This is a genomic window from Pseudomonas sp. LPB0260, from assembly GCF_013388395.1.
This window is the reverse complement of record NZ_CP058247.1, coordinates 909,607-926,346: the sequence shown is the minus strand read 5'-3', so window position 1 is coordinate 926,346 and position 16,740 is coordinate 909,607. Positions and strand designations below refer to the sequence as shown.

Here is a 16,740-nt window from a genome sequence, read left to right as displayed (position 1 = left end):
GCGGGGACCAGCTACTGGTCGCCGCGCCTGGCGGCCAGCCACTGCGGAATGCGCCGCTCCAGGTAGTAGCCCGGGCGTCGCGGCGAGCCGTCGACGAAGCCGACGTGACCGCCGTGGGCGTGCAGCTCGAACTGCACGCTCGGCGCCAGCTCGCTCGGTTCCGGCAGGCTGTGGCGGAACACGAAGGGGTCGTCGGCGGCCTGGATGATCAGGGTCGGGGTGTGGATACGGCCGAGGAAGTAGCGGCTCGACGAGCGCTGGTAATAGTCCTGGGCATCGCTGAAGCCGTGCAGCGGCGCGGTGATGCGGCCGTCGAAGTCCCAGAAGGTGCGCATGCCGTCCAGCGGACCGAGCTGCTCCAGGGTCGACAGGCGATCGGCCTGGCCCAGGTCGGCGAACAGGCGCTGCTTGCTGCGCACGTAGGCGACCATCTCGCGCATGAAGTGCGCCTGGTAGACCCGTGAGAAGCCCTGGCCGATGCGGTCGGCGCACTGGTCCAGACGAAACGGCACGGACACCGCCACCGCGCCGCGCAACTGGCTGTCGCTGCCGGCTTCGCCGAGGTGCTTGAGCAGCACGTTGCCGCCCAGGGAATAGCCGACCGCATAGAGCGGCGCCTGTGGCCGCTGGGCGCGCAAATGGCGCACGGTTTCCGCCAGGTCCTCGCTGGCGCCGGAGTGGTAGCCGCGCGGCAGCAGGTTGGGTTCCCCGGAGCAGCCGCGCCAGTTCAATGCCACGCTCGCCCAGCCCTGGGCGGCCAGGGCCAGTTGCAGCCCCACCACATAGCGCGAGTCGGACGAGCCGGTCAGCCCGTGCAGCACCAGTACCAGGGGCGCGCTGGCGCTGTGCGGGCCGTGCCAGTCGAGGTCGAGGAAATCGCCGTCCGCCAGCCACAGGCGCTCACGCCGGCGCCGCAGCGCCGCCGGCTTGCGGCACAGCGGATTCCACAGGGTCTGCAGGTGCGGGCCGGGCAGCCACCAGGCGGGGGTGAAGTTCGTGCTCATGTCGCAGTGTACCGCCGGGGTGGCGTCATCGCCCTAGGCGCCGCGGTGCCACAGTGCGTAGTACACCTGACCGGCCTGCTTCTCCCGGTGCAGCCGCCAGTTGCCCGGCAGGCCGAGGGTTGAGGGCGGCGTTTCGCTCTCGCTGTAGATCCAGGCGTCGGCGCCGAGCCAGCCGCGCTCCTCCAGCAGGGTGCAGATGGGCGACAGCAGCCCCTGGTGGAACGGTGGGTCGAGAAATACCAGGTCGAAGGGCGTGGCCGGCTGCTGCTGCAGGTAGGCCAGGGCGTCGGCCTGCAGCAGCTGGCCATGCTCGCAGCGCAGGGTCTGCAGGTGGCCGCGCAGGGCGGCCACCGAGTCCGGGTTGAGGTCCAGGGCCAGGGCGCTACTGGCGCCACGCGACAGGGCCTCCAGGTACAGCGCGCCGCTGCCGGCGAAAGGGTCGAGCACCCGTGCCCCTTCGACATAGGGCGCCAGCCAGTTGAACAGCGTCTCGCGCACGCGGTCGGGGGTCGGGCGCAGGCTCGGGCCATCGGGGAAGGCGAAGCGGCGCGAGCGCCACTGGCCACCGATGATGCGCAGCTGGCCCTGGCCGCCGTGGGCCTTGGCGGGTTTGGCGGTGACTCTGCGCATCAGTGCTCCGGTACGCCGGCAGGCGCTTCGCTGGGTTTGTCCGTCGGTGGCGGCAGTTCCTGCTGCGCCACGCTCGGTCCGGCGGTGACGATCACCAGGGCCTCGGGGTCGAGGTGCCTGGCCATCGCCGCCTTGACCTGTTCGACGCTCAGGGCCTGGACCTGGGCCACGAAGGTCTCCAGATAATCCAGCGGCAGGTCGTAGAAGCCGATCGTGCCGAGCTGGCCGACGATCGCCGAATTGCTCGCGGTGGAAAGCGGGAAGCTGCCGGCCAGTTCGCGCTTGGCGTCGTCCAGTTCCTTCTGCGTCGGGCCCTGCTCCAGGAACTCGCGCAGCAGGTCCTTGACCAGTTGCAGGGTGCCGGCGCTGAGCTCGGCGCGGGTCTGCAGGTTGATCATGAACGGGCCGCGCGCCTGCATGGCGCTGAAGCCGGAATAGACGCCGTAGGTCAGTCCGCGTTTCTCGCGCACCTCTTCCATCAGGCGGGAGCCGAAGCCGCCGCCGCCGAAGACCTGGTTACCCAGGTAGAGCGCGGCGTAGTCGGGGTCGCGGCGGTCGATGCCGAGCTGGGCGAGCATCAGATGGGTCTGCTTGGAGGGAAAGTCGATGTGGCTGCTGCCGGGCTGCGGTGACTCCGGCTGGGCAATGCGCGGCAGCGCCGGCCCTTGCGGCAGCGCCGCCGAGACCTGGGCGGCCATGGCCTCGGCTTCGCTGCGCGAGAGGTCGCCGACCAGGGCGATCACCGCGTTGCCGGCGGCATAGGCCTTGGCGTGGAAGGCGCGCAGCTGCTCGGGGTCGATCGAGGGGATCGACTGCTCGGTGCCGTCGCTGGGGTGGGCATAGGGATGCTCACCGTACAGACGCTGGAACAGTTCCAGGCTGGCCAGCTTGCCCGGGTCCTGCTTCTGGTACTCGAGGCCCGCCAACACCTGGTTCTTGATCCGCGCCAGGGCGTCCTCGGGGAAGCTCGGCTGGCCTACCACCTGGTCGAACAGGCGCAGTGCCGGCTCACGGATCTCCGGGGCGCTGAGGGCGCGCAGGCTGGCCACCGCCATGTCGCGGTAGGAACCGTTGCCGAATTGCGCGCCGAGGTTCTCGAAGCCGGCGGCGATGGCACCGGCATCCAGGCCCGGCACGCCCTCGTTGAGCATGGCGTTGGTCAGCATGGCCAGGCCGGGCACGCCGTCATCCTGACTGCTGCCGGCGGCGAAGAGCAGGCGCAGGTCGAACATCGGCAACTGGCGGGCCTCGACGAACAGCACCTTGGCGCCTTCGGCCGTCCGCCAGGTCTGGATCTGCAGGTCGCGGCGCGTCGGCGCCTGGCCGTTCAGTTCGGCGAGGGACTCGAGCTTGCTGTTGGCGACCGCAGCAGGCACGGGTGCGGCGCTGTGGTCGGAGGCGACCACCAGCAGCAGGACCGCCAGCAGCGCTGCGAGTGCCAGGCCGAGCAGGCCGTAGCGTAGACCGTTGCGTTCACTCATTGCGCGCCTCCTCGGGCAGGACATGGGCGACGCTGAGGCGGTCGCGGGTGAAGAAGGTGCGTGCGGCATGCTGGATATCGGCCGGGGTCACGGCCTCCAGCTCGGCCAGTTCCTGATCGATCAGCTTCCAGGACAGGCCGACGGTTTCCAGCTGGCCGATGGTGGTGGCCTGGCTGGTGATCGAGTCGCGGTCGTAGACCAGCCCGGCGATCACCTGGGCGCGCACCCGCGCCAGCTCCTCGGCGGAGGGCGGAGTCTGTTGCAGGTCCTGCAGCTCGCGCCACAGGCCGGCCTCGGTCTGCTCCAGGGTCTTGCCGGTCTGCACGTTGGGCGTGGCGGACAGCACGAACAGGCTGTCGCCGCGGGCGTAGGCGTTGTACCAGGCGGACGCACCGGACACCAGTTCCTCGCCGCGCTCCAGGCGCGTCGGCAAGCGTGCGCTGTAGCCGCCGTCGAGCAGGGCGGCGATCAGGCGCAGGGCATGCACCTGGCGCGGGTTCCTGGCGGTGGCCAGGCCCGGTACGTTGAAGCCCATCAGCAGGTTAGGCAACTGGGTCTTCAGGTGCAGGGTGAGGCGTCGCTCGCCCGGTGCCGGCAGCTCGCGCGGGGCCTTGGCGGTTGGCACCGGGCGCCGCGGAATGGGGCCGAAGTAGCGCTCGGCCAGCGTCCTGACCTCATCGGCCGTGACATCGCCGACCACCACCAGGGTGGCGTTGTTCGGCGCGTACCAGGCCTGGTACCAGGCGCGCAGCTCCTCGATGTTCATGCGTTCGAGGTCGGCCATCCAGCCGATGGTCGGGGTGTGGTAGCCGCTGGCGGGGTAGGCCATGGCCTTGAAGCGTTCGTAGGCCTTGCTCGACGGCTTGTCGTCGGTGCGCAGGCGGCGCTCCTCCTTGATCACCTCGATCTCGCGCTGGAACTCGTCGGCCGGCAGCTTGAGGCTGGCCAGGCGATCGGCCTCCAGCTCCAGGGCCACGGCCAGGCGATCGCGCGCCAACACCTGGTAGTAGGCGGTGTAGTCGTCGCTGGTGAAAGCGTTCTCCTCGGCGCCCAGCTCGCGCAGGATGCGCGAGGCCTCGCCGGGACCAAGCTTGCGACTGCCCTTGAACATCATGTGCTCCAGGGCATGGGACAGGCCGGTCTGGCCGGGCGTCTCGTAGCTGGAGCCGACCTTGTACCAGAGCTGGGAAACCACCACCGGCGCGCGGTGGTCTTCGCGGACTATGACCTTGAGGCCATTGTCCAGGCTGAATTCGTGGGTCGGTTGGGGGGCGGCGGCGAGTGCCATCAGCGGCATACAGAGCGCGCCGAGGACTGCGCCGACGGCGCGGCGGGCAATCATATTCATTAACTGTCGACCTGTCGGGCGGCCCGCTTGAACTTAGCGTCGGCGGGCGCGGAGGTGCTAGGATACTCATCCGTTTTACTGGCGGCCATGCCTGTTAAGCCTGCTGAAAACCGCTGCGCAGCGTCGTGTGGGTTTGCCTGCCCAGCCTTTGCGATGTTTTCAGACCTGCCTATCGGCGCGTCGCTCCTTTGAGATAGCCGTCCTCCATGTTTGGTTCCAACGACGACAAGAAGACTCCCGCCGCACCCGCGGCCGAGCAATCTGCCGAGAAAGGCGCGGATCAAGCCGCGGAAAAGAAGGGCCTGTTCGGCTGGCTGCGCAAGAAGCCGCAGGCGTCTGCCGACGCCGCCGCACCGGCCACCCCCGAGCCGGCCCCTGCGGCCGACGTGGCGCCAGCGCCGCCAGTGGCCGAACCGGCAGCGGCGCCGGTTGCTCCGCCTGCCGATAGCACCGTGGCCGCGGCCGCTGAGCCGTCGCCCCAGGCCGCTGCCGCTGAGGCGCCGCCAGCAGCCGAGGCGCCTGCGGCGCCTGTTGCGCCAACCACCGGCTACCTGCCTGAGGCGCCGGCCGCTCCGCAATCGGCACCGGCACCGGCACCGGCGTCGACGCCAGCCGCAGCGCCCAGCGCCTCGCGCTTTCGCATCAATGCCGGTAGCGAGGTGCTGCACACCCCGCTGCCGACGCCGGCGCCCGAGCCGGTCGCGCCGCCCGCCCCCGTGGTCGCGCCGCCAGTCGAGCAGGCCAAGCCGGGCGACAACCAGGGCGGTTGGTTCGCCCGCCTCAAGCAGGGCCTGTCGAAGACCAGCGCCAGCCTCGGCGAGGGCATGGCCAGCCTGTTCCTCGGCAAGAAGGCGATCGACGACGACCTGCTCGACGAGATCGAGACCCGCCTGCTGATGGCCGATGTCGGCGTCGAGGCCACCACCGCGATCATCCAGAGCCTGACCCAGAAGGTCGCGCGCAAGCAGCTGACCGACAGCGGCGCGCTGTACAAGGCCCTGCAGGAAGAACTGACCGCGCTGCTCAAGCCGGTCGAGCAGCCCCTGCACATCGACCACGCCAAGCGCCCCTATGTGATCCTGGTGGTCGGGGTGAATGGCGTCGGCAAGACCACCACCATCGGCAAGCTGGCGAAGAAGCTGCAGCTGGACGGCAACAAGGTGATGCTGGCGGCCGGCGACACCTTCCGCGCCGCTGCGGTGGAGCAGTTGCAGGTGTGGGGCGAGCGCAACCAGATCGCGGTGATCGCCCAGCATACCGGCGCCGACTCCGCCTCGGTGATCTTCGATGCCGTGCAGGCCGCCAAGGCGCGCGGCATGGACGTGCTGATCGCCGATACGGCCGGGCGCCTGCACACCAAGGACAACCTGATGGAGGAGCTGAAGAAGGTCCGTCGGGTGATCGGCAAGCTGGATGACAGCGCGCCCCACGAAGTGCTGCTGGTGCTGGACGCCGGCACCGGGCAGAACGCCATCAACCAGGCCAAGCAGTTCAACCAGACGGTCAGCCTCAGCGGCCTGGTGCTGACCAAGCTGGACGGCACTGCCAAGGGCGGGGTGATCTTCGCCCTGGCCAAGCAGTTCGGCCTGCCGATCCGCTATATCGGCGTCGGCGAAGGCATCGACGACCTGCGCACCTTCGAGGCCGAGGCCTTTGTCCAGGCGCTGTTCGCGGAGAAATAGGGATGATTCGATTCGAGCAGGTCGGTAAACGTTACCCCAACGGTCACGTCGGGCTGCACGAGCTGAGTTTTCGCGTGCGCCGCGGCGAGTTCCTGTTCGTCACCGGCCATTCCGGTGCCGGCAAGAGCACCCTGCTGCGCCTGCTGCTGGCGATGGAGCGGCCGACCAGCGGCAAGTTGCTGCTGGCCGGGCAGGACCTGGCGCAGATCACCAGCGCACAGATTCCCTACCTGCGCCGGCAGATTGGTGTGGTGTTCCAGAATCATCAGCTGCTGTTCGACCGCAGCGTGTTCGACAACGTCGCCCTGCCGTTGCAGATCCTCGGCCTGGGCAAGGCGGAGATCGGCCAGCGGGTCGGCGCCGCGCTGGAGCGGGTGGCCTTGTCGGACAAGGTCGAGCTGTTTCCCGGCGACCTGTCCACCGGCCAGCAGCAGCGCGTCGGCATCGCCCGCGCCATCGTCCATCGCCCGGCCCTGCTGTTGGCCGACGAACCGACCGGCAACCTCGACCCGCGCCTGGCGGCGGAGATCATGGGCGTGTTCGAAGACATCAACCGCCTCGGCACCAGCGTGCTGATCGCCAGCCACGACCTGGCCCTGATCGCGCGCATGCGCCACCGCATGCTGACCCTGCAACGCGGCCGCCTGATCGGCGACGGGGAGGCAGTCTGATGAGCGCCACGCGCATTCCGCCACCACAGCCGGCCCAGCGTGTCGGCGCGGCACCGAAGAAGACCGAGCACACGTCCGCCGACGAGGGGCCGGATTTCCGTACCCAGCTGCATGCCTGGCTGGAGAGTCACCGCGCCAGCCTGGCCGACAGCCTGCGCCGCCTGGCCAAGCAGCCGATCGGCAGCTTCTTCACCAGCCTGGTGATGGCCGTTGCCCTGAGCCTGCCGATGGGTCTGGCCCTGCTGCTGGATAACGTCGAGCGCCTCGGCGGCTCCTGGCAGCGCGCGGCGCAGATCTCCCTGTTCCTGCAGATCGACGCCAGCGAGGTCGAGGGTGAGGGCCTGCGCGAGCTGATCGCGGCGATGGAGGATGTCGCCGAGGCCGAGTGGATCAGCCGCGAACAGGCACTGGACGAGTTCCAGCAGCAGTCCGGGCTCGGCGAGGCGCTCAAGGAACTGCCGGAAAACCCCCTGCCGGGCGTGGTGCTGGTCACCCCCAAGGAAATCGACAAGGCCACCCTGGAGGCCCTGCGTCTGCGCCTGGCCGAGCTGCCCAAGGTGCAGCAGGCCCAGCTCGATCTGCTCTGGGTCGAGCGCCTGACGGCGATCCTCAACCTGGGCGACCGCTTCGTCTTCGGCCTGACCCTGCTGCTGGTGCTGGCCCTGCTGCTGGTGATCGGCAACACCATTCGCCTGCACATCGAGAATCGCCGGACCGAGATCGAGGTGATCAAGCTGGTCGGCGGCACCGACAGCTACGTGCGCCGGCCCTTCCTCTATATGGGCGCGCTGTATGGATTCGGCGCCGGGCTGCTGGCCTGGCTGGTGCTGGCCTATGGCCTGGGCTGGCTGAACGATGCCGTGGTGCGCCTAGCCGGTCTGTATGGCAGCGACTTCGCCCTGGCCGGGGTGCCCACGGCCGATGGCCTGTCGCTGCTGCTCGGTGCGGTGCTGCTGGGCTACATCGGCGCCTGGCTGGCCGTCGCACGCCATTTGAGCGAGCTCGCGCCCAGGTAGTAACTGATTGATTTCTTTAATATTGACTATCTGTAACGGAACTTGTATACGCGTTCCTAGTCGTATTGCGCAGTGCTACACTGCACGCGTTTCGTGAGTCGGAGGGTTCAAATGTCAACGTCCTTGCAACCTGTTCATGCCCTAGTCCCAGGCGCCAACCTGGAGGCTTACGTGCACGCGGTCAACAGCATCCCGCTGCTGACGCCGGAGCAGGAGCGCGAGCTGGCCGAGAGCCTCTACTACAAGCAGGATCTCGAGGCCGCCCGGCAGATGGTGCTGGCCCACCTGCGTTTCGTCGTGCACATCGCCCGCAGCTATTCCGGCTATGGCCTGGCCCAGGCCGACCTGATCCAGGAAGGCAACGTCGGCCTGATGAAGGCGGTCAAGCGCTTCAACCCGGAAATGGGCGTGCGCCTGGTGTCCTTCGCCGTGCACTGGATCCGTGCCGAGATCCACGAGTTCATCCTGCGCAACTGGCGCATCGTCAAGGTCGCCACCACCAAGGCGCAGCGCAAGCTGTTCTTCAACCTGCGCAGCCAGAAGAAGCGGCTGGCCTGGCTGAACAACGACGAAGTGCATGCGGTGGCGGAAAGCCTGGGCGTCGAGCCCCACGAGGTGCGCGAGATGGAGAGTCGCCTGACCGGCCACGACATGGCCTTCGATCCGGCCAACGATGCCGACGACGACAGCGCCTTCCAGTCGCCGGCCCAGTATCTGGAAGACCACCGTTACGACCCCGCGCGTCAGCTGGAGGATGCCGACTGGAGCGACAGCGCCACCGCCAACCTGCACGAAGCGCTGGAAGGGCTCGACGAGCGCAGTCGCGACATCCTCTACCAGCGCTGGCTGGCCGAGGAGAAAGCCACGCTGCACGACCTGGCCGCCAAGTACAATGTCTCCGCCGAGCGCATCCGCCAGCTGGAGAAGAATGCGATGAACAAGCTCAAGGGCTCGATCGCCGCCTGAGCGCCGCACCTGAACAAGCCGCACCCGGGTGCGGCTTTTTTCTGCCTGGAGATTAGCCGTGAAGTTGCCACCCCTCGGGCCCCGGCAATGGCTGGTGTTTGCCGCCGTCGCCCTGCTGTTCTTCGCCTGGGGCGCCTTTCTGGTGCGCACGCCCCCGCCGGACGAGCCGCTGCCCTGGCTGGCCGAGTGGCAGGTCCTGGTGCTGGAGCCGCTGGCCGATGAGCGCCTGCGTCTGGCGGAGTTGAGTGTCCTGGTCGCCGGCGAGCTGTGGTTGCAGCCGCGGCCGCAGGGCGCGCGCCTGCTCTACCGCGGCGAGTGGCTGGACGCCGGCGTGCCCTGGCGCCTGGAGGCGGAGCTGGCGCTGAGCGAGACCGAGCGCAGCAGTCTGATGGCGGCGGCCGGGTTGGGGGCGGAAGACGCCGAGCAACCGCTTGCTGCACAGCTCGTCGCGCAGCTGGGCGGTCATGGCATCGTCGGGCTGACTCTCGAGCCGCAGGATGCAGTGCCGGCCGCGCGCCTGGCCAGCAGTCTCGGTCAGCCGCGCCTGCGCCTGCAGCTGGACGACGGTGAGGCCTGGGTCTACCCGCAACTGGGCCTGACCGCCCATGCCGACGGTGAGCGGCTGCGCGTGCTGCAGGCTGTGCCACAGCGGGTCCTGGGCTCGCGCTGAGCCGGTTGGACTACCGGCGGCTGTCTGTGCTCACAGCCAGACGGGCCACCAGTCCGGGCGCGCGCCTCGCAGCTGATTGAGGTAGTGGCTTCCCCCCAGCTGCCACATCTGCTGGCGAATCCAGGCGGCGCGGCGGCTGACCCGGCTGCTCGGTCGGCTGGCGCTCCACTGGCGCGGGTTAGGCAGTACCGCGGCCAGCAGGCTGGCCTGCTGGCGTGACAGGTAGGGCGCGCCCTTGTCGAAGTGGTGCCGGGCCGCGGCTTCGGCGCCGAACACCCCTTCACCCCATTCGACGCTGTTGAGGTAGACCTCGAGAATCCGCTGCTTCGGCCAGAGCAGCTCGATCAGCGCGGTGAACCAGGCCTCCACGCCCTTGCGCAGCCAGCTGCGGCCGGACCAGAGGAACAGGTTCTTGGCCACCTGCTGGCTCAGCGTGCTGGCGCCGCGCAACGAGCCGCCCTGGCGATTGTGGCTGAGTGCCGCGCGGATCGCCGCGACATCGAAGCCCCAGTGCTCGGCGAACTTCTGGTCCTCGGCGGCGATCACCGCGAGCTTGAGGTCGTCGGGCAGCTCGCGCCAGGGGCGCCAGGTGCGTTGCAGGTCGATCGGCTGGTCATTGACCCAGGATTGCACCTTGCGCTCGACCATCAGCGCCGTTCCTGGCGGCGGCACCCAGCGAAACAGCAGGACCAGCACGGCCGTGGCGGCCATGAAGTAGAGCAGCAGTTTCAGCAGTTGGCGGCGGATGGAGCGGAACATGGGAGCTTGGCCGGGAGGGGGTTGGCGGGCCATTATAGCGGCCGCCTTCGAAATGTCTGGAGTGACGCATGGCTCGTCTGTGGTTGTTGCTGGCCGCTTTTGCCGGATTCACCGGGGTCGCCCTCGGCGCCTTCGCCGCCCATGGCCTGAAGGCTCGGCTCAGCGCCGACCACCTGGCGGTGTTCCAGACCGGCAGCCACTATCAGCTGATCCATGCCCTGGCCCTGTTCGGCGTCGCCCTGCTGGCCCTGCAGGCGCCCGGGCGCCTGGTCAACCTGGCCGGGGGGCTGTTCGCCCTGGGCATCCTGCTGTTTTCCGGCAGCCTGTACCTGCTGGCCCTGAGCGGCTACGGCAGGTTTGGCATCGTCACCCCCTTCGGTGGCCTGGCCTTTCTCGGCGGCTGGCTGTGCCTGGCGCTGGCGGCCCTTCGCCTGACCTGACCCGCGCGTCAGGAAAGCTGGACGAATGGCGCCCTTTAGCCTTGGTCGGCGCCGATGATCGGGCTAGAATGCCGTCCCTTTCTCAAGATGTGACCGCTCCGTCATGCGCATTCAGTTGAACGGTGAAGCATTCGAGCTGCCCGATGGCCAGACCGTCGCCGACCTGCTCGGCCGTCTGGACCTGGCCGGCCGGCGCATTGCGGTCGAGCTCAATCTGGACATCGTGCCACGCAGCCAGCACGCCAGTACCGCGCTTCGCGACGGTGACCGGGTCGAAGTGGTGCATGCCATCGGTGGCGGCTGAGCCCGCCGCCCCGTCCCCCGTCATTAGTCCCGAGGAGTCTTCGATGAGCCACGTTCGCAGCGACAAGCCCTTCACCCTGGCCGGCCGCACCTACCAGTCGCGCCTGCTGGTCGGCACCGGCAAGTACAAGGACCTCGACGAAACCCGCGCGGCCATCGAGGCCTCGGGAGCGGAGATCGTCACGGTTGCCGTGCGCCGCACCAATATCGGCCAGAATCCCGGCGAGCCGAACCTGCTCGAGGTGATCTCGCCGGAGCGCTACACCATTCTGCCGAACACCGCCGGTTGCTACGACGCGGACGAGGCCGTGCGCACCTGCCGCCTGGCCCGCGAGCTGCTCGATGGCCACAAGCTGGTCAAGCTGGAGGTGTTGGCCGACCAGAAGACCCTGTTCCCCAACGTCATCGAAACCCTCAAGGCCGCCGAAGTGCTGGTCAAGGATGGCTTCGACGTGATGGTCTACACCAGCGACGATCCGATCATCGCCCGCCAGCTGGCCGACATGGGCTGCATCGCGGTGATGCCGCTGGCCGGCCTGATCGGCACCGGCCTGGGCATCTGCAACCCCTACAACCTGCGCATCATCCTCGAAGAGGCGACGGTGCCGGTGCTGGTCGATGCCGGCGTGGGTACCGCCTCCGACGCGACCATCGCCATGGAACTGGGCTGCGAAGCGGTGCTGATGAACAGCGCCATCGCCCATGCGCAGAACCCGGTGCTGATGGCCGAGGCGATGAAGTACGCCATCGAGGCCGGACGCCTGGCCTACCTGGCCGGGCGCATGCCGAAAAAACTCTATGCCAGTGCCTCGTCGCCACTGGAAGGCCTGATCCGTTGATCTGTGGCCGCCCCAAGCCCCATCGTTCTTAAGAGCCCCCGATGACTGAATCCCACGATCCCTCGGCACCGGCCGAGGAACAGCGCCACCTGCGCACCATCAAGAGCTTCGTCATGCGCGCCGGACGGATGACCGAAGGCCAGCAGCGTGGCCTGGACCAGGGCTGGCCGAAGTTCGGCCTGGAACTGCAGGCCGGCGCGCCGGATTTCGACCAGGTGTTCGGCCGCAGCGCGCCGCGCACCTTCGAGATCGGCTTCGGCATGGGTCACTCCCTGTTGGAGATGGCCGCCGCCGCTCCGGAGCAGGACTTCATCGGCGTCGAGGTGCACCGGCCGGGTGTCGGCGCCCTGCTCAACGGCCTGATGACCCAGAACCTGAGCAATGTGCGGGTCTACAGTTGCGATGCCCTCGAGGTGCTGCGCCAGTGCGTGGCCGACGCCAGCCTCGATCGCCTGCTGCTGTTCTTCCCCGACCCCTGGCACAAGGCCCGTCATCACAAGCGCCGCATCGTCCAGCCGGCCTTCGCCGAACTGGTGCGGCAGAAGCTCAAGGTCGGCGGCGTGCTGCACATGGCCACCGACTGGCAGCCCTATGCCGAGCACATGCTCGAGGTGATGCAGGCCGCGCCGGGTTATCACAACCTGGCGGCGGACGGGGACTACGTGCCGCGGCCGCCGGAGCGGCCGATCACCAAGTTCGAGCGCCGCGGCGAGCGCCTCGGGCACGGCGTGTGGGACCTCAAGTTCCAGCGCAGCGCCTGAATCGCACGCACCAGACTATCGGCGCTGGCTCCACGGCGCCGCCATCGGGACGATGGCAGATGATCGGGACCACCCGACGCCAGGACGGCTCCTCACCGTGATGACTCCGATAAGGCGCAGCCTCTTTAGCGCGAAATAATAAAAGGCGGCGCCCGCTCGACGGCGCCGCGAGGAGAATGTTGTGTTGCGAACACTTTCACTGCTGCTGCTGGCGACCCTGGCGCTGCCGGCGCAGGCCAAGTTGGACGCTGCCCAGGCCGCCCGCCTGGGCCAGGACCTGACGCCGCTGGGCGGCGAGCGGGCAGGCAATGCAGAGGGCACCATCCCGGCCTGGCAGGGTGGGCTGGCCCAGCCACCGGCCGGCTATCGGCCCGGGATGCACCACCCCGACCCCTACGCCGGCGACGCCCCGCGGTACCAGGTCGACGGCGGTAATCTCGAGCAGTACCGCGCTCGCCTGTCGGCGGGGCACCAGGCGCTGCTGGCGCGGCATCCCGATTACTACCTGCGTGTCTATCCGACCCGCCGCAGCGCCGCGGCGCCGCAGCGTATCTACGACGCCACCCGCTTCAACGCGCAGAACGCCGAGCTGATCTCCGGCGGCAACGGCGTCGCCGGGGTCGCGGCCGGAGTGCCCTTCCCGCTGCCGGAAAATGGCCAGCAGGCGATCTGGAACCACATCATGCGTTACCGCGGTGAGCAGGTCAGCATGGTCACCAACCAGGCGGCGGTGCTGGCCAATGGCGCCTACACCCTGCTCAAGCTGGAGCGCGACGTGTATTTCCGTTATGGCCGCGAAGGCGTCAGCCCGCAGGACCTGGACAACACCCTGTTCCATTACCGCTACAAGGTCGTCGCCCCGGCCAAGCTGGCCGGTTCGGCGCTGCTGGTGCAGGAGACCCTCGACCAGGTCCTGGCGATCCGCAAGGCCTGGCGCTTCAGTCGCGGCGAGCGCCGCGTGCGGCGCCTGCCGATGCTGGCCTACGACAGCCCGCAGCCGGACACCAACGGCATGGCCACCGCCGACATGGTCGACACCTACAACGGCGCGCCGGATCGCTACAACTGGAAGCTGCTCGGCAAGCGCGAGCTGCTGGTGCCCTACAACAGCTATGCGGTGCACCAGCAGGGCATCCCCTACGACAGTATCCTGCAGCGCAACACGGTCAATCCCGGGCTGCTGCGCTATGAGCTGCACCGCGTATGGCTGGTCGAGGCGGAGCTGCGCAAGGGCTTCCGCCACCCCTACGCCAAGCGGCGTTTCTATCTGGACGAGGACAGCTGGCAGATCCTCGCGGTCGACCTGTACGACGATGCCGGCCAGTTGGTCGGCCTGCAGGAGAGCCACCCGATCAGCTACTACGAGGTGCCGATGTTCGGCAGCACCCTGGAGGCCCTCTACGACCTCGAGAGCGGGCGTTACTTCGTCGATGGCATGGACAACAACGAGCCGATGTACGACTTCGCTGCGGAGCTGGGGCCGCGCGACTTCACCCCGCAGGCGCTGCGCCGCGTCGGCAACTGAGGCCGGGCTCGCCGCACTGAACAAGCCGCCGCTTCAGGCGGCTTTTTCTTGTGCGCAGGGAATTGGCGGCGGGCTGGCGGGGCTAGTTGCGATCGGCCAGCACGCCGATCAGGAAGAACACCAGCAGCAGCACCGGCGCCAGGGTGTAGTTGTTGAAGTGGCCGAGGCCCTGGGACAGCCAGGGGGTGAGGAAGACGATCGCCAGGCCGTAGCCGACCGCGCAGACCAGCACGAAGATCAGCGTGCGCAGGAAGAAGTTGAGATTGCCGATGCTGCGCTGCACCCAGGCGTTGATCCCCGGGCCGAACAGCACGAACAGGGTGGCCATGATCGCCAGGGAGATGTCGTACAGATGGCCACGGCTCCAGCGCGAGAGGGTGGCGATCAGCTCGAGTAGCAGGTCCATGCGGGGTCCTTAGCGCCGCGGGCGCACGAATAGTCGGTCAGGGCAGGAAGTGTTGCAGCAGGTCGTTGAGAAACAGCTGACCCTCGCGGGTCGCGCTCAGTCGTGCCGGGTCGCGGTGCAGCAGGCCGCGGCGCTCGGCCTCGGCGCGGGCGCCGGCGAGCATCGCCAGCGGCAGGCCGGTGCGCGCGCTGAACAGTTCGCTGGCCACGCCGTCGGTGAGGCGCAGCACGTTCATCAGGAACTCGAAGGGCAACTCGTCGGCCTCCAGCAGTCGCTCGCCGGCGCTGAAGCGTTTGTCTGCATCCAGGTAGTCCTTGGGCAGGCGGGTCTTCCAGCTGCGCTTGATAATGCCCTGCGGGCTGCTCAGCTTGGCGTGGGCGCCGGCGCCGATGCCGAGGAAGTCGCCGAAGGTCCAGTAGTTGAGGTTGTGCCGCGCCGCCCGGCCCGCTTGGGCATAGGCCGACACCTCGTACTGGGCGTAGCCGTGCTCGGCCAGCAGCGCCTGGCCGGCCTCCTGGATGTCCCAGAGGATGTCGTCTTCCGGCAGCGTCGGCGGCTGGCTCCAGAACACCGTATTCGGTTCCAGGGTCAGCTGGTACCAGGACAGGTGCGTCGGCGCCTGGGCGATGGCGGTGCGCAGATCGCTCAGGGCGTCGTCGAGCGACTGATTGGGCAGCCCGTGCATCAGGTCCAGGTTGAAATTGTCGAAGCCGGCGGCGCGGGCCATGTCGGCGGCGCGGATCGCTTCAACGCCGTCGTGGATACGCCCCAGGGCCTGGAGCTTGTCGGCCTGGAAGCTCTGCACGCCGATCGACAGGCGATTGATGCCGAGGGCGCGGTAGGCGGCGAACTTGGCCTGTTCGAAGGTGCCGGGGTTGGCCTCGAGGGTGATCTCGATGTCGGGGGCGAACGGCACGCGGCGCTCGACCCCCTCCAGCAGGCGGCCGAGGGCCTGGGCGGAAAACAGGCTGGGGGTGCCGCCACCGAAGAAGATCGAGGTCAGCGGGCGACCATGGACCTGCGGCAATTCTTCATCGAGGTCGGCCAGCAGGGCGTCGACGTACGCCTGTTCCGGCAGCGTCGGGCCGGCGGCATGGGAGTTGAAGTCGCAGTAGGGGCACTTCTTCACGCACCAGGGAATATGGATGTAGAGCGCGAGTGGCGGGAGCTGAAAGCCCCCGCCGGCGGCGGTGCTCATACGAGCCCCAGGCGCTGCTTGAGCAAGGCCATGGCGCGGGCGCGGTGGCTCAGCTGGTTCTTCTGCGCCGGTGCCAGTTCGGCGCTGGCGCACTGACGCTCCTCGACCCAGAACAGCGGATCGTAGCCGAAGCCCTGGTCGCCGCGCGGCTGGTGCAGGATGCGCCCGTGCCACAAGCCTTCGCAGAGGATCGGCAGGGGGTCTTCGGCGTGCCGCAGCAGGGCCAGGGCGCAGACGAACTGGGCGCCGCGCTGTTCATCCGGGACGTCCCGCAGGGCTTCGAGCAGCTTGGCGTTGTTGGCCGCATCGCCCTGCCCGTCGGCGTAGCGCGCCGAGTAGATCCCCGGGGCGCCGCCGAGGGCGTCCACCGCCAGGCCGGAATCGTCGGCCAGGGCCGGCAGGCCGGATACCTGGGCGGCGTGGCGGGCCTTGAGGATGGCGTTTTCGATGAAGCTCAGGCCGGTTTCTTCCGGCTCGACGCTGCTGAACTCGCCGACCGAGCGTACGCGCACGGCGTCGCCGAGCATGGCCTGGAGTTCCTTGAGTTTGCCGGCGTTATGGCTGGCGAGTACGAGTTCGCTGATGGGCATCATTCGTCCGGAAAGAATTCCTGGCTGAAGTCGAAGCTGTGGGCGACGCCGTCGCCGGCCTTGACGTTGATGGAGAAGCGCAGCACCTCGCGGCTCTCGAAGGGAAACTGCGCCAGGTAATAGATCGCCGAGCCTTCGTTGACCTGCTTGAAGTTCAGCGGGTGGCTCTGCCCGAGCAGGTTCTTCACCTCGCCGTCGACACTGGCGGCCATGGCCGCGCCGGCCTTGAGCACGGAGATGTTGACCACACCCTGGCGCTTGCTGCGTACCAGGCCGGTGGCGGCGGCGATATCCGGCTGGAGGAAGCTGGAGTTGAAGGCGATGTAGTGCACGTCCAGCTCGCCGAAGCTTTGCTTGCGTTCGGCAAGCGCCGGCAGGCTCAGGCACAGGGCGATAAACAGAATGGCGATGCGGCGCATGGTGGCTCTCCTGCAAGGTTGGGCCCGGAAGG

General features: G+C 68.4%; 19 protein-coding genes. 10 read left to right on the top strand and 9 right to left on the bottom strand.

Annotation, left to right across the window (positions count from 1 at the left end):
* Nucleotides 1-11: 11 nt before the first annotated feature.
* The 4 genes from LPB260_RS03970 to LPB260_RS03955 are packed head-to-tail and all read right to left on the bottom strand — an operon-like array spanning nucleotide 12 to nucleotide 4,463.
* Nucleotides 12-1,004 carry a hydrolase gene (locus tag LPB260_RS03970; protein WP_208707343.1) on the bottom strand — a complete coding sequence of 331 codons (993 nt, stop codon included), beginning with the start codon at nucleotides 1,002-1,004 and terminating at the stop codon, nucleotides 12-14.
* 33 nt (nucleotides 1,005-1,037) lie between these two features.
* On the bottom strand, nucleotides 1,038-1,634 hold the full coding sequence (rsmD, locus tag LPB260_RS03965; protein ID WP_208707342.1) for a 16S rRNA (guanine(966)-N(2))-methyltransferase RsmD: 597 nt from the start codon (nucleotides 1,632-1,634) through the stop codon (nucleotides 1,038-1,040).
* Nucleotides 1,634-3,115 (bottom strand): pitrilysin family protein, encoded by a 1,482-nt coding sequence (locus LPB260_RS03960; protein WP_208707341.1) that lies wholly within the window; start codon nucleotides 3,113-3,115, stop codon nucleotides 1,634-1,636. The genes rsmD and LPB260_RS03960 overlap by 1 nt, the downstream gene beginning before the upstream one ends.
* Nucleotides 3,108-4,463, bottom strand: a complete 1,356-nt coding sequence (locus LPB260_RS03955; RefSeq protein ID WP_208707340.1) for a pitrilysin family protein — start codon at nucleotides 4,461-4,463, stop codon at nucleotides 3,108-3,110. The genes LPB260_RS03960 and LPB260_RS03955 overlap by 8 nt, the downstream gene beginning before the upstream one ends.
* Before the next feature lie 206 nt (nucleotides 4,464-4,669).
* Between LPB260_RS03955 and ftsY the strand changes: the two genes are divergently transcribed.
* From ftsY to LPB260_RS03930, 5 genes are all read left to right on the top strand, one after another.
* Nucleotides 4,670-6,145 carry a signal recognition particle-docking protein FtsY gene (gene ftsY, locus LPB260_RS03950; protein WP_208707339.1) on the top strand — a complete coding sequence of 492 codons (1,476 nt, stop codon included), beginning with the start codon at nucleotides 4,670-4,672 and terminating at the stop codon, nucleotides 6,143-6,145.
* A gap of 2 nt (nucleotides 6,146-6,147) precedes the next feature.
* A complete protein-coding gene (gene ftsE / locus LPB260_RS03945; protein ID WP_208707338.1) occupies nucleotides 6,148-6,816 on the top strand; it encodes a cell division ATP-binding protein FtsE in 669 nt (222 codons plus the stop codon).
* Nucleotides 6,816-7,832, top strand: a complete 1,017-nt coding sequence (ftsX, locus tag LPB260_RS03940) for a permease-like cell division protein FtsX (protein ID WP_208707337.1) — start codon at nucleotides 6,816-6,818, stop codon at nucleotides 7,830-7,832. The genes ftsE and ftsX overlap by 1 nt, the downstream gene beginning before the upstream one ends.
* Nucleotides 7,833-7,943: 111 nt before the next feature.
* Nucleotides 7,944-8,798, top strand: coding sequence for an RNA polymerase sigma factor RpoH (gene rpoH / locus LPB260_RS03935; protein WP_208707336.1), 855 nt, complete (start codon nucleotides 7,944-7,946; stop codon nucleotides 8,796-8,798).
* A 58-nt stretch (nucleotides 8,799-8,856) separates the two neighbouring features.
* Entirely contained in the window at nucleotides 8,857-9,468 is a 612-nt protein-coding gene (locus tag LPB260_RS03930; protein ID WP_208707335.1) for a hypothetical protein, read from the top strand.
* Between the two features lie 30 nt (nucleotides 9,469-9,498).
* On the opposite strand, the gene mtgA is transcribed toward LPB260_RS03930, so the two are convergent.
* Nucleotides 9,499-10,227: a monofunctional biosynthetic peptidoglycan transglycosylase gene (gene mtgA, locus LPB260_RS03925; protein ID WP_208707334.1), complete on the bottom strand. Its 729-nt coding sequence runs from the start codon at nucleotides 10,225-10,227 to the stop codon at nucleotides 9,499-9,501.
* A gap of 68 nt (nucleotides 10,228-10,295) precedes the next feature.
* Between mtgA and LPB260_RS03920 the strand changes: the two genes are divergently transcribed.
* The 5 genes from LPB260_RS03920 to LPB260_RS03900 all read left to right on the top strand — a co-directional run bounded on the left by LPB260_RS03920 (nucleotide 10,296) and on the right by LPB260_RS03900 (nucleotide 14,095).
* The gene (locus tag LPB260_RS03920) at nucleotides 10,296-10,667 is read left to right on the top strand and encodes a DUF423 domain-containing protein (protein WP_208707333.1); all 372 of its coding nucleotides are present in this window, start codon (nucleotides 10,296-10,298) and stop codon (nucleotides 10,665-10,667) included.
* Nucleotides 10,668-10,770: 103 nt separating this feature from the next.
* Entirely contained in the window at nucleotides 10,771-10,971 is a 201-nt protein-coding gene (thiS, locus tag LPB260_RS03915) for a sulfur carrier protein ThiS (protein ID WP_208707332.1), read from the top strand.
* A gap of 43 nt (nucleotides 10,972-11,014) precedes the next feature.
* On the top strand, nucleotides 11,015-11,809 hold the full coding sequence (locus LPB260_RS03910; protein ID WP_208707331.1) for a thiazole synthase: 795 nt from the start codon (nucleotides 11,015-11,017) through the stop codon (nucleotides 11,807-11,809).
* A gap of 89 nt (nucleotides 11,810-11,898) precedes the next feature.
* Nucleotides 11,899-12,570 carry a tRNA (guanosine(46)-N7)-methyltransferase TrmB gene (gene trmB / locus LPB260_RS03905; protein ID WP_218281535.1) on the top strand — a complete coding sequence of 224 codons (672 nt, stop codon included), beginning with the start codon at nucleotides 11,899-11,901 and terminating at the stop codon, nucleotides 12,568-12,570.
* A 181-nt stretch (nucleotides 12,571-12,751) separates the two neighbouring features.
* Nucleotides 12,752-14,095, top strand: coding sequence for a DUF1329 domain-containing protein (locus tag LPB260_RS03900; protein WP_208707329.1), 1,344 nt, complete (start codon nucleotides 12,752-12,754; stop codon nucleotides 14,093-14,095).
* A gap of 82 nt (nucleotides 14,096-14,177) precedes the next feature.
* On the opposite strand, the gene LPB260_RS03895 is transcribed toward LPB260_RS03900, so the two are convergent.
* Genes LPB260_RS03895 through LPB260_RS03880 form a run of 4 tightly spaced genes read right to left on the bottom strand, consistent with a single transcriptional unit; the run spans nucleotide 14,178 to nucleotide 16,708 of the window.
* A complete protein-coding gene (locus LPB260_RS03895; RefSeq protein ID WP_208707328.1) occupies nucleotides 14,178-14,501 on the bottom strand; it encodes a DUF3392 domain-containing protein in 324 nt (107 codons plus the stop codon).
* Nucleotides 14,502-14,538: 37 nt separating this feature from the next.
* Nucleotides 14,539-15,699, bottom strand: a complete 1,161-nt coding sequence (gene hemW, locus LPB260_RS03890; RefSeq protein ID WP_208707327.1) for a radical SAM family heme chaperone HemW — start codon at nucleotides 15,697-15,699, stop codon at nucleotides 14,539-14,541.
* Complete coding sequence (rdgB, locus tag LPB260_RS03885) at nucleotides 15,696-16,292, bottom strand: RdgB/HAM1 family non-canonical purine NTP pyrophosphatase (protein ID WP_208707326.1); 597 nt, start codon at nucleotides 16,290-16,292, stop codon at nucleotides 15,696-15,698. The genes hemW and rdgB overlap by 4 nt, the downstream gene beginning before the upstream one ends.
* Nucleotides 16,289-16,708 carry a DUF4426 domain-containing protein gene (locus tag LPB260_RS03880; protein ID WP_208707325.1) on the bottom strand — a complete coding sequence of 140 codons (420 nt, stop codon included), beginning with the start codon at nucleotides 16,706-16,708 and terminating at the stop codon, nucleotides 16,289-16,291. The genes rdgB and LPB260_RS03880 overlap by 4 nt, the downstream gene beginning before the upstream one ends.
* Nucleotides 16,709-16,740 lie beyond the last annotated feature (32 nt).